This window comes from Nonomuraea sp. B5E05, assembly GCF_039880665.1.
In the GTDB taxonomy this organism is placed as follows: Bacteria; Actinomycetota; Actinomycetes; order Streptosporangiales; family Streptosporangiaceae; genus Nonomuraea.
In genome coordinates this window covers 240,176-252,171 of record NZ_JBDPMJ010000002.1, presented here as the reverse complement: position 1 = coordinate 252,171, position 11,996 = coordinate 240,176, and the positions used below count along the sequence as shown (strand labels likewise).

Genomic DNA, 11,996 nt, shown 5'->3' with positions numbered 1-11,996 from the left:
GGTTGCGGTGGGTTACCGTGTGCCCCGTGAGGACCATTGACTGGGTGGACGGCGCGGTCGAGCTCGTGGACCAGACGCTGCTGCCCGACAAGTGCGTGATGCTGCGCATCCACACCGTGGACGACCTCGTCGACGCCATCCGGCGGCTGGCCGTGCGCGGCGCCCCCGCGCTCGGCGTGGCCGGGGCGCTGGGCGTCGTGCTGGCCGACGGCGACCCGGGCCGGATCGCCAGGCTCCGCGCCGCCAGGCCGACCGCGGTCAACCTCGCCTGGGGCGTCGACCAGGTCGCCGCGCACCTGCCGGAGGGCCGCGACGCGGTGCTCGCCGCCGCGCTGCGCGTCCGCGACGCCGACATCGCCGCCTGCAGGTCCATGGGGGAGCGCGGCGCCGACCTCCTCGACGGCGACCGGCTGCGGATCATGACCGTCTGCAACACCGGCGGGCTCGCCGCCGTCGAACGCGGCACCGCGCTCGGCGTCGTCCAGACGCTGCACGAGCGCGGGCGGCTGGCCGAGGTGCTGGCGCTGGAGACCCGCCCGCTGCTGCAGGGCGCCCGGCTCACCACGTGGGAGCTGGCCAGGATGGGCGCGCCGCACCGGCTCGTCGCCGACTCCGCGGGCCCCTACCTGCTGGCCAAGGGCGAGGTGGACGCCGTGCTCATCGGCGCCGACCGCATCGCCGCCAACGGCGACACCGCCAACAAGATCGGCTCGTACGCGCTCGCGCTCGGCGCCGAACGCGCCGGGGTGCCGTTCGTGGTGGTCGCGCCCGAGTCGACGATCGACCAGAACACCCCGTCCGGCGAGCAGATCGCGATCGAGGACCGGGGCGAGGACGAGATCGTGGCCATCAGAGGGGTGCGCGTGGCTCCGGAGGGCACGCGCGCGATCAACCCGGCGTTCGACGTGACGCCGCACGACCTCATCACCGCGATCGTGACGGAGCAGCGAGTGATCCGCCCCTGACCAAATCCCCCATCTCCAGGACCGGTCCGCGCCACCCGCGTTACGCTCGGTCGTCACCGACAGCGACCCCCGGAGCTCACCTGTGGCCATCGACCTGGTATCAAGGCGCGACTGGAACGCTCGCCCGCCGCGCGGCGACTACACGCAGCTCGACTCCGCCAAAGGTGTGAAGGTCCACTACACGGGCGGCAGGGTCGACCCCGGCATCGTCACCGACCACGACGCCTGCACGGCCTTGGTACGTTCCATCCAGGGTCACCACATGAACGGCAACGGCTGGATCGACATCGGCTACTGCGTCGACGAGAAGACCGAGATCCTCACCCGGCAGGGGTGGAGGTCCCACCGTGAGCTGCGCCCCGGCGACATCGCGCTCACGCTCGACCACGGCACGGGCATGTCGGAGTGGCAGCCCGTGCTCGAGGTGTGCGTGTTCCCCGCGCGGGAGCGGGAGATGATCCGGATGGAAGGCGCCGGCCACTCCTCGCTGACCACGCCCCATCACCGCTGGCCGGTGGAGCGCCGCCGCCGCGGCCCCGGCCCCGTACGGTGGAGGGGGCCCGGCACGAAGTGGCTTCCCGCCGGGAGGGCGGGCCGGACGGTCACCCGTCGTGAGCGCGCGTGGGTGACCACCGAGGCCATCCGCCACGACGACCGCATCGCGATCGCGGCTCCCTGCGCCGACCTGCCGGCCGAGCCGAAATGGTCGGACGCCTTCGTGGAGCTGGCCGCATGGTTCTGGACGGCGGGGGTCGTCGAGGGCGCCCTGGCCCAGGGCGGCGTCGCGATCCACCGGTCGCCGGAGGACGAGGCGCATCTCGTACGCATCCGTGCCGCGCTCCACGGGGCCTTCGGCCCTCCCGCCGATCGGCTCCGCCGGCAGGGCGGTGGCGGTCCCCGATGGCGGGAGACGGTCACGGGCGATCGCGTCGCGTTCCGCCTCCCGGCCGGGGCGGGCCGGCGGCTGCTCGAGGTGGCGCCAGGCCGGGTGCCCGCGCTCGACTTCCTGCTCTCCCTGTCGAGGGCGCAGCTCGCCCTGTTCGTGGAGACCTCTCTGGCGGCGGGCGAGGCCGGGCCCGGGGGGCTCGTGCGGGAGGACCGGGCGGCGGCTGAGGCCTTCATGGTCGCCGTGCTGTTGTCCGGGTCGGGAGCGTCTCTGCGCCGCGTGCCGCCGGTCGGTGACACGGAGACGGACGGGTGGATGACCTCCGTCGACGGACGGCGGCACGTCGTGCCGCGACCGGCCGAAGAACGCGGCGACGCCGGCTTCACCATCAGGAAGGAGACGTACCACGGCCCGATCTGGTGTCCCAGGACCGAGAACCAGAGCTGGCTGGCGCGCAGGGACGGGACCGTCTACTTCACCGGCAACACCATGATCGCCTGCCCGCACCGGAAGGTGTTCGAGGGGCGCGGGCCGCATCATCTGCCCGCCGCCAACGGCCCCGGGCTCAACTCCGGCCACTACGCCGTGCTCGGGCTGGTGGGCAACGCGGGGCTGGTGCAGCCGCCCGACGGCGTCATGCACGCGATCGTCGACGCGATCGAGCACCTGCGCGCACGCGGGCGCGCGGGCAAGGAGATCAAGGGGCACCGCGACGGCTACGCCACCGACTGCCCCGGCGACCCGCTGTACGCCTGGGTCAGGCGTGGCGCCCCGCGTCCCGGCACGCCCGCGCCGCCGGCGCCCTCGAGGCCGCCGTTCCCCGGGCGGCTGCTGAGGTACCCTCCGGTGACGCGCGGAGAGGACGTGCGGACGTGGCAGGCGCAGATGCGCAAGCGCGGCTGGGACCTCGACGTGGACGGCGCGTACGGTCCCGAGTCGCGCGACGTGTGCCGCAGGTTCCAGCGCGTGCAGGAGATCGACGACGACGGGATCGTGGGCCCGGTCACCTGGCGGCTGGCGTGGGAGGCCCCGACCAGCTGATCTCGTGTAGGGGTGGACCCTGGGTTACTGGGTTCGCGGCCTTCCGCCTACTATCCGAACATGGAACTGGCAGCGGGGTTCGCGCCCGTGTCGCGCGACGACTGGCGGGCGCTGGCGGTGGCGGTCCTGCGCAAATCCGGGATCGAGGCCGACTCTCCCGAGGAGGCGCTGTCGACCCTGACCTACGACGGGGTGACGGTCGCGCCGCTCTACGACGCCGGCGACCTGCCCGAGGATCCGGGGCTGCCAGGCGCGGCCCCTTACGTCCGCGGGGCCAGGGCCGTGCCCGGGTGGGACGTGCGGCAGCGTCACACCGTGGCCGACCCCGAGGCCGTGCTGGCCGACCTGGAGAGCGGCGTCACCTCGTTGTGGCTGGTCGTCGGGCCGGGCGCCATCCCGGTGGGCGAGCTCGGCACGGTGCTGAAGGACGTCTATCTCGACCTGGCGCCCGTCGTCCTGGAGGCCGGCGAGCTCGCCGCGGAGGCCGCCGAGGCGCTGCTCGGCCTGGCCGCCGCCCGCGGCACCACGCTGAGCGGCAACCTGGGGGCCTCCGGCGCGCTCGGGGCCGAGCTGGCGCGTCGCTGCGTCGCCGGCTTCCCCGGGTTGCGGGCCGTCGTCGTCGACGCGACCCCCTACCACGACGCCGGCGCGAGCGACGCCGAGGAGCTCGGCTGCTCGATGGCGCGGGGCGTCGCGGAGCTGCGGGCGCTCACCGGCGGCGGGCTCTCCGTCGAGCAGGCGCTGGGGCAGATCGAGTTCCGGTACGCCGCCACCGCCGACCAGTTCGCCACCATCGCCAAGCTGCGCGCGGCGCGCCGGCTCTGGGCCAGGGTCGCCGAGGTCTGCGGCGCCCCCGAGCACGGGGGCCAGGCGCAGCACGCCGTGACGAGCGCGGCCATGATGACCGCCCGCGACCCCTGGGTCAACATGCTGCGCACCACGCTCGCCTGCTTCGCCGCCGGCGTGGGCGGAGCCGAGGCGGTCACGGTGCGCCCCTTCGACGCCCGCCTCCGTCTGCCGGACGCCTTCTCCCGCCGCATCGCCCGCAACACGCAGGCGCTGCTGCTGGAGGAGTCGGGTGCGGGGCGGGTGATCGACCCCGCCGGCGGTTCCTGGTACGTCGAACGCCGCACCGCCGACCTGGCCGAGCGGGCGTGGGGCTGGTTCCAGGAGATCGAGGCCTCTGGGGGGATCGAGGCGGGGGCCGGGCTGGTGTCCGACCGGATCGCCGCCACCCGTGCCCGCCGCGCCGACGACATCGCCCACCGGCGCCACCCGATCACGGGCGTGAGCGAATACCCCGACCTCCACGAGAAACCCCTCCGCCCTGCCCCGGCCTCCGGCACACCCCCGCAGGGGACACCTGAAGACATCCGGAGGGACGCGCCGCCGGAAGGGTCAGGCCCTCCAGGCGCGTCGCGGGCGGACCGCTCACCGGAGCCGGCGGAGGCCGGCGGGAGCGCGGGTCTGCCGCGGGTGCGCTACGCCGAGCCGTTCGAGGAGTTGCGCGATCTGGCCGACGCTCAGGCCGAGCGCCCCAAGGTGTTCCTCGCCACCATCGGCCCCGTGGCCGCCCACACCGCCAGGGCCGCGTTCGCGGCGAACCTGTTCCAGGCGGGCGGGCTGGAGACCGAGACCGCGGGCCCGGGCACCGATCCCGAGCAGATCGCCACCGCCTTCGCCGTCAGCGGCACGGCGGTCGCCTGCCTGTGCTCCAGCGACAAGCTGTACGCCCAGCACGCCGCGGCCGTCGCCACCGCCCTGCGCAGGGCGGGGGCGAAGAAGGTGTGGCTGGCGGGGAAGGGAGACTACGACGGCGTGGACGCCGCCCTCCACGCGGGCTGTGACGCGCTGGCCGTGCTCCGCACGACCTTCGACGACCTGGAGGTGACCCGATGATCCCGGACTTCTCCGGCATCCCCCTCAACGGCGGGCCCAAGCCGGGGACGAACGCCCCCGAGCCCGCGGGCGAGGTGTGGGAGACGCCCGAGGGCATCGAGGTCAAGCCGCTCTACACCGCCGGCGACCTCGACGGTCTCGACTTCCTGCGCACCTATCCCGGCGCGGCCCCCTACCTGCGCGGGCCGTACCCCACGATGTACGTCAACCAGCCGTGGACGATCCGCCAGTACGCGGGCTTCTCCACGGCCGAGGACTCCAACGCCTTCTACCGGCGTAACCTCGCCGCCGGGCAGAAGGGCCTGTCGGTCGCGTTCGACCTGGCCACGCACCGCGGCTACGACTCCGACCACCCCCGCGTCGCCGGGGACGTGGGCATGGCGGGCGTGGCGATCGACTCCATCTACGACATGCGGCAGTTGTTCGACGGGATCCCGCTCGACCGCATGTCCGTGTCCATGACCATGAACGGCGCCGTGCTGCCCGTTCTCGCGCTGTACATCGTGGCGGCCGAGGAGCAGGGCGTCGCGCCGGAGCAGCTCGCGGGGACGATCCAGAACGACATCCTCAAAGAGTTCATGGTCCGCAACACTTACATTTATCCCCCGGCGCCGTCGATGCGAATTATTTCGGATATTTTCGCGTATACGAGCGAGAAGATGCCGAAATTCAATTCGATCAGCATTTCCGGCTACCACATCCAGGAGGCCGGCGCCACGTGTGACCTCGAGCTGGCCTACACGCTGGCCGACGGCGTCGAATACCTGCGGGCCGGGGTCGCCGCGGGCATGGACATCGACCGGTTCGCGCCGCGGTTGTCGTTCTTCTGGTGCATCGGCATGAACTTCTTCATGGAGGTCGCCAAGCTGAGGGCCGCCCGGTTGTTGTGGGCCAAGCTCGTTTCCAAATTCAACGCGAAAAATCCGAAATCGCTGAGCCTCCGTACGCACAGCCAGACCTCCGGCTGGTCCCTGACCGCGCAGGACGTGTTCAACAACGTCGCCCGCACCTGCGTCGAGGCCATGGCCGCCACCCAGGGCCACACCCAGTCGCTCCACACCAACGCCCTGGACGAGGCACTCGCCCTGCCCACCGACTTCTCCGCCCGCATCGCCCGCAACACCCAGCTCCTCCTCCAGCAGGAGTCGGGCACCACGCAGGTGATCGACCCCTGGGGCGGCTCCTACTACGTCGAACGCCTCACCCACGACCTCGCGGAACGCGCATGGGAGCACATCCAGGAGGTCGAGGCCGCCGGCGGCATGGCCAGGGCCATCGAGGCGGGCCTGCCCAAGCTGCGCATCGAGGAGGCCGCCGCCCGCACCCAGGCCCGCATCGACTCGGGCCGCCAGCCCGTCATCGGCGTGAACAAGTACCGCGCGACCGGTGACGAGGACATCGAGGTGCTCAAGGTCGACAACAGTGCCGTACGCGCCCAGCAACTCGACAAGCTCGCCAGGCTCCGTGCCGAGCGCCACGAGCCCGACGTCCAGCACGCGCTCGACGCGCTCACCAAGGCCGCCGACAACCCGGCGCCCGGCCCGAAACACGGCCTGGAGCACAACCTGCTCAAGCTGGCCGTCGACGCCGCCCGCGCCAAGGCCACGGTGGGCGAGATCTCCGACGCGCTGGAGCGGGTCTTCGGCAGGCACGCCGAGCAGGTTCGTACCATCTCAGGGGTGTACCGCGACGAGTCAGGCCCCTCCGCCGCCATCGAACGCGTCCGCCAGGCCTGCGCCGACTTCGAGCGCGCCGAAGGGCGCCGCCCGCGCATCCTGGTCGCCAAGATGGGCCAGGACGGTCACGACCGCGGCCAGAAGGTCATCGCCACGGCCTTCGCCGACCTGGGCTTCGACGTCGACGTCGGCCCGCTGTTCCAGACGCCGGAAGAGGTCGCCAGGCAGGCGGTCGAGGCCGACGTGCACATCGTGGGCGTGTCGTCGCTGGCCGCCGGCCACCTCACGCTCGTGCCCGCGCTGCGCAAGGCGCTGGCCGACCACGACGCCGGCGAGACCATGATCGTGGTCGGCGGCGTCATCCCGCCTGACGACCACGACGCGCTGCGGGCCGCCGGCGCCGCCGCGATCTTCCCGCCGGGCACCGTGATCGCCGACGCCGCCCTCGACCTCATCGACCAGCTGAGGAGGCGCCCATAGGGCTAGTGCGGGCACATGGTGACGGAGACGGTCCGCTGGGTGGTGAGGGGGGAGGTGATCCGCAACGTGACCTTGTGGACGCCCCCCGCACTCGTGAGGTTGCGCGGCGCGGCCAGATAGCGCCGGCCGTTCCGCGAGACCCCCGCCGTCGCGCGGCCGATGGCGGACCCGTCGACGTACCAGGTGTAGGCGAAGGTCACCGCCTCGCCGGTCCGCTCGACCAGCGCCTGCAGCGTCGCCTCGCCGCCGGCCCAGCAGTCGCCGGTCCTGGTGCCTCCGGCCCGTACGTAGACCAGCCTCAGCCGGCCTTTCGTGGCGCGGCCGGTGCCGGTCGAGTCGTCGGGCTGGGGGGTGGTGGTACGGCTGCGCCTTGGCCGCTCGGCCTTGGTGGCGGACGGAGAGGCCGTCGGCGCGTCGCTGACGACGGCGAGTCTCGTGGTCTTGGGAGTGGGCTTGGTGGGGGTGAGCCAGACGATGGCGCCGCCGAGGGCGAGCGCGCACACACCGGAGACGCAGGCGACGATCACCTTCTTCGCCCGGCGCCGTTTCCTCGGCGGGGGAGCCGCGGATGTTCTCTCGCCGGCCACCAGGGCGTCCACGAGCGCCGAGGACTGCGGCGTCGGCACCGAGTGCGTCGACTCGGGCGCGTGAGGAGGCACGGAGGCATGCGGCTGAGACTCGAACGGCGCCGGCTCGAGCCCCTGCTTCGCGGCGAACGGCGCGGGCGGCTCCGACCACGCCGGCACCTCGGACGCCTGCCCGCCGTACCGGTCCTGCCCCTCGTCGTGCGTCCCGTGTCCGATCTGTGGCTCGTAGGTCCCGTGTCCGGACGGTGGCTCGTAGGTCCCGTGTCCGGACGGTGCTCCGAACCCGGCAGGGGAGCCGTGCGGCGCGCCCTGCCCGAACGCCTGCTGCGTGCCGTGCCCGGGCGTGGACTCGACCGGCGACGACAGATCGAACAGCGCCTGGAGCGGCGAGCCATCCTGCGCCGGACCTCCTTGCGCGGGGCCTCCCTGCGATGGGCCTTCCTGTGCCGGGTCTCCCTGCGGATCCTGGACCTCGCGGCCCAGCCCGTGCGGGCCACCGCCCGGCTGGTGATCAGGCGACGGGTACGCGGCCTGCCCGGGGCCCTGGTAGGAAGCGGGATCACCGGGAGCCCCGCCCTGCTGCGGCGGTCTGGTCCTGCGCCTGGGCAGGGGCTCGCCGACGACCCTGCCGAGGGGCGGCGGCTCACCGGCGGAGCTGCCGGGGGGCGGGGACGCTTCCTGATCGAGAGTCTGGTCGGCGGTCTGCTGCCAGGCCGCCGAGTCGGCCGTCTCCAGCCGGGGCCGATCGGGCGTATCGAACGCAGGCCGGCCGGGCATGTCGCGCCCGGACTGGCCGGGTGTCTCGAACCCAGGCTGGCCGGGCATATCGGGCCAGGCGGCTTGGCCGGGCGCGTCCGGCAGGGCTCCCTGTCCGGGAGCGTCGTGCGCGGGCTGTTCGCTGCCGGGCCCCGCCGCGGGCTCGGTGGAAGCCGGCTCCGGTGTCTGCTCCCAGAGCCAGTCGGGGGTGTCGTTCCTGGCCGGTTGGCCGGCGTTCTGGTGCTCAGGCGTCTGGTAGGGCGCGTCGTACGCGGGCGCCTGCTGCGAGCCCTCCGCCTCCGGAGAGTGCGTGCCCTGCCCGGAACCGGAGGACTTGGAGCCGGCGCCGCGAGGGGAGGCGGCGCCCTGGTGGGAGGCGGTGCCCGGCGCGGGGGGCGTGGCCTCCGCGGAAGGGGTGCTCTGTGCGGAGGGCGTGCCCTTGCGCTGGGGCGCGGTCAGGTGGAGCAGTACGTCGCGCATCGTGGGGCGGGCTGCCGGATCCTTGGCCAGGCACGTCGGCACGACCTCGCGCAGCGGCCGCGGCAGTTCGCCGAGTTGCGGCTCCTCGTTCACGATGCGGTTGATCACTACGGGCAGCGAGTCGTCCCCGAACGGCGGCACCCCCGTGGCCGCGAACACGATCACCGACGCCCACGCGAACACGTCCGCGGGCGCGCCCACCGGCTTGCCCGCGAGCTGCTCGGGGGCCATGTACGCGGGCGTTCCCACGATGGTGCTGGTCGCCTTCATGCCCGACCCGAGCGCCGCCGCGATGCCGAAGTCCACCACCTGCGGCCCCTCGGGCCCGAGCAGCACGTTGGCCGGTTTGAAGTCCCCGTGGAGCACGCCCGCCTGGTGGATCGCGTCCAGCGCGGTCGCGGTCGCCACGGCGAGCCGCTGCAGCTCCACGCCGGCGTGCCGGCCGGCCTGCTGGAGCGAGGGCCCGTCCACGTACTCGGCCACGATGTACGCCCTGCCGCTGGTCGACGCGTCGAGCACGCGCGCGATGCAGAAGGGCTCGACCATGCGCGCGGTGGCGATGTCCTCGACCAGCCGGCCGCCCATGACGATCCCCTCGCGCAGCGCCTTGACGGCGACGGGGGTTCCGTTGCGTGCCTGGCCGAGGTAGACGACGCCGTGGCCGCCCGCGCCGAGCCGCCCGACCAGCCGGTACGGCCCCACCGCTGCCGGGTCGCCCTCGTGAAGGGGTTCGACGTTGGGCATGAGGGGAGTGACTCCTGTGACGGCTGAGATCAGAACTCCAGCACCCTACTGGCAAATGTCAAGCCTTGTAAGACATTAGGCTGATCAACTGGGAAGAAAGGGGTAAGACGGGTGCACTCGCTGGAGGACTACGCCCGCGGCGTACGCGCCGGCTCGCGTACGTGGATCGGCCGGGCGATCACGCTCGTCGAGTCGACCAGGGCCGACCACATGGCCCTGGCCCAGCAACTGCTCGTCGAGCTGACCCCGCAGTCCGGGCACGCGCGCAGGGTGGGCGTCTCCGGCGTGCCCGGCGTGGGCAAGTCGACGTTCATCGACGCCTTCGGCACCATGCTCACCGAGCAGGGTCACAAGGTGGCGGTGCTGGCCGTGGACCCCTCCTCCACCAGGACGGGCGGCAGCATTCTCGGCGACAAGACCCGCATGGCCCGGCTGTCGGCCGACCCCTCCGCCTTCATCCGCCCCTCGCCCACGTCCGGCACCCTCGGCGGCGTCGCCAAGGCCACCAGGGAGGCCATGGTGGTCGTGGAGGCGGCCGGGTTCGACGTCGTGCTGGTCGAGACGGTCGGGGTCGGCCAGTCGGAGACCGCCGTGGCCGACATGGTCGACACGTTCCTGCTGCTCACGCTGGCGCGGACCGGCGACCAGCTCCAGGGGATCAAGAAGGGCGTGCTGGAGCTGGCCGACGTGATCGCGGTCAACAAGGCCGACGGCGACCACGAGCTGCCGGCCAGGAAGGCCGCGCGCGAGCTGGCGGGAGCGCTGCGCATGCTCCGCTCCGACTCGACGCCGCCGCCCGTGCTGACCTGCAGCGGCCTGACCGGTGACGGGCTGGACAAGCTCTGGCGGCAGGTCCTGGCTCACGAGCAGGCGATCGACCTGCCCGCCAAGCGCCGCCGGCAGCTGGTGCGGTGGACCTGGACCCTGGTGCGGGACCGGTTGCTGGCGGAGCTGCGCCACGATCCGGGCGTCGCGGCGATCACCGAGGAGGTGGAGCGCGACGTCCTCGCGGGCGACCTCACTCCCGCGCTCGCGGCCGACCGCCTGCTGTCGGCGTTCGAACGTCCGTGATCTCCGGCGGTGGCCGGTGTTCGGCGTGGACCCCGCCGACCCGGCCCGCCTGCCGCGCCGCACGCGCCTGGAAAGGGCCGTCGCCGATCACCTCGCCTCCGGCGGCACCTGGTACGACCGGATCGGCTGGCTGCGGTTCTGACGCTTGTCAGGCGGCGCGAACGGCGTCATGGACGATGCCCGGGCCGGGGCATTGACGTGGCGGATCGCGACGGCCTCACCCAGCGATGCCCCATGCCACCGCTGCCCTGCGTGCACCTTTCGCAACACCTCGTTACTATTGCCTCTTGAGTCATACATCGTGCAATTGGAGCAGGTGTGGTAGGGGACGAAGTATCACGTATCCATCATTTACCGGCGATCAGAGCGCTGGGTGACGCTCTCACTGACGACAGCGACGACACCTCTGCGGTGTCACATCTGAACGAGGCCGGTCGCATGCCCCCGAACATGCGCATGGGGCCGTTCGCCATGGGCGTGCTCGGCTTCCCGTTCGCGCTGGAACACGACAAGATCGTCGGCTACGCCGAGAGCACGGTCACCAACGCCATCGCCGGACTGCACCAGCGCCGGGAAGGGCTGCACTCGGTCGCCGGCAACATCGAGATCGCGGAAACCAGGAACGAAGAGCATGTCCGACGGATTTAAGATCCCCGTCCCCGGCGGGACCCCCAGCCCGTGGCAGCCCGGCGACGAGGGCGGCGACCTCAAGAACCTGCAGTACCTCACCCTCGCCATGTTGGTGTTCAGCGCTTGCGTCTTCCCGCACCTGGAGAGGACGGTGCTCACGTACGGGCTGACGGTGCCGACCGACCCCCAGGTGGTACACAGGGCGGCGGACGGCTGGAGTTCCTTCGGCGGCGGCTTGTACGCCGCGGGCCGAACGGCGCAGCAGCAGCACGACGGCGTCTCGCAGGCGAACTGGCAGGCCCCGGAGCGCGAACTCTACGGGGAACGGATGGACGGCTACGCTCTGGCGTCGGACACCGCGTCCGACTCCGCCCGAACCCTGTCGACCATACTCAGGTGGGTGGCCAACCTGCAGACGTTCGGGATCTACCTCAGTTTCCTCGCGGCGAGCGTGGGAGCGGCGACTGCGGCCAAGAGCTTGCTCATGGGGCCGGGAGGGCGCCTGTACGGCCGCCTCGTCATGGATTCGGTGGCGGCGGGCATCGACGGAAGGGTCAGGCAGTTGCAGCGTTTCCTCGCCCGTTCCGCGATGGGTGTCGGTTTGGCGGCCGCCGGCGCCATCGCTGCCGAGTTCACCCTCACCGACGGCCTCAAGCCCTCATACGGGGCGGGGCGGCAGGAAGGCGGCAGCACCGCGGACGTCTGATCCTCCCTGGCGGGGCGGGGCCCATCCCCGTCCCGCCCTCCCTGGCGGGGCAGGGATGGGCCCCGTCCCGCGAAG

At 72.6% G+C, this 11,996-nt stretch carries 9 protein-coding genes; 8 read left to right on the top strand and 1 reads right to left on the bottom strand.

Features of this window, described 5'->3' with window-relative positions; translation table 11 throughout:
* The first annotated feature begins 26 nt into the window (after positions 1-26).
* The 4 genes from mtnA to scpA all read left to right on the top strand — a co-directional run bounded on the left by mtnA (position 27) and on the right by scpA (position 6,947).
* Positions 27-965: an S-methyl-5-thioribose-1-phosphate isomerase gene (mtnA, locus tag ABGB01_RS04565; protein WP_347770602.1), complete on the top strand. Its 939-nt coding sequence runs from the start codon at positions 27-29 to the stop codon at positions 963-965.
* 82 nt (positions 966-1,047) lie between these two features.
* Entirely contained in the window at positions 1,048-2,892 is a 1,845-nt protein-coding gene (locus ABGB01_RS04560) for a peptidoglycan-binding protein (RefSeq protein ID WP_347770600.1), read from the top strand.
* 60 nt (positions 2,893-2,952) lie between these two features.
* The gene (locus ABGB01_RS04555) at positions 2,953-4,791 is read left to right on the top strand and encodes a methylmalonyl-CoA mutase subunit beta (RefSeq protein WP_347770598.1); all 1,839 of its coding nucleotides are present in this window, start codon (positions 2,953-2,955) and stop codon (positions 4,789-4,791) included.
* Entirely contained in the window at positions 4,788-6,947 is a 2,160-nt protein-coding gene (scpA, locus tag ABGB01_RS04550; protein WP_347770596.1) for a methylmalonyl-CoA mutase, read from the top strand. The genes ABGB01_RS04555 and scpA overlap by 4 nt, the downstream gene beginning before the upstream one ends.
* A gap of 2 nt (positions 6,948-6,949) precedes the next feature.
* Here the strand turns inward: scpA and ABGB01_RS04545 are convergent, their stop codons facing one another.
* Positions 6,950-9,514, bottom strand: a complete 2,565-nt coding sequence (locus tag ABGB01_RS04545; protein ID WP_347770594.1) for a protein kinase — start codon at positions 9,512-9,514, stop codon at positions 6,950-6,952.
* 111 nt (positions 9,515-9,625) lie between these two features.
* Here ABGB01_RS04545 and meaB point away from each other — a divergent pair, with 111 nt between their 5' ends.
* The 4 genes from meaB (at position 9,626) to ABGB01_RS04525 (ending at position 11,921) form a co-directional block, all read left to right on the top strand.
* Positions 9,626-10,585, top strand: a complete 960-nt coding sequence (gene meaB, locus ABGB01_RS04540; protein WP_347770592.1) for a methylmalonyl Co-A mutase-associated GTPase MeaB — start codon at positions 9,626-9,628, stop codon at positions 10,583-10,585.
* A gap of 16 nt (positions 10,586-10,601) precedes the next feature.
* A complete protein-coding gene (locus ABGB01_RS04535) occupies positions 10,602-10,727 on the top strand; it encodes a hypothetical protein (protein ID WP_347770590.1) in 126 nt (41 codons plus the stop codon).
* A 296-nt stretch (positions 10,728-11,023) separates the two neighbouring features.
* Positions 11,024-11,233 carry a hypothetical protein gene (locus tag ABGB01_RS04530; protein WP_347621348.1) on the top strand — a complete coding sequence of 70 codons (210 nt, stop codon included), beginning with the start codon at positions 11,024-11,026 and terminating at the stop codon, positions 11,231-11,233.
* Positions 11,217-11,921 (top strand): hypothetical protein, encoded by a 705-nt coding sequence (locus ABGB01_RS04525; RefSeq protein ID WP_347770588.1) that lies wholly within the window; start codon positions 11,217-11,219, stop codon positions 11,919-11,921. Before ABGB01_RS04530 ends, ABGB01_RS04525 begins: the two co-directional genes overlap by 17 nt.
* Positions 11,922-11,996: the final 75 nt, after the last annotated feature.

Bases quoted from the DNA above. Each gene is read 5' to 3' on its own strand.
- ABGB01_RS04555 (WP_347770598.1), top strand. From the start codon at position 2,953: ATGGAACTGGCAGCGGGGTTCGCGCCCGTGTCGCGCGACGACTGGCGG.
- scpA (WP_347770596.1), top strand. From the start codon at position 4,788: ATGATCCCGGACTTCTCCGGCATCCCCCTCAACGGCGGGCCCAAGCCG.
- ABGB01_RS04545 (WP_347770594.1), bottom strand. From the start codon at position 9,514: ATGCCCAACGTCGAACCCCTTCACGAGGGCGACCCGGCAGCGGTGGGG.
- ABGB01_RS04530 (WP_347621348.1), top strand. From the start codon at position 11,024: ATGCCCCCGAACATGCGCATGGGGCCGTTCGCCATGGGCGTGCTCGGC.
- ABGB01_RS04525 (WP_347770588.1), top strand. From the start codon at position 11,217: ATGTCCGACGGATTTAAGATCCCCGTCCCCGGCGGGACCCCCAGCCCG.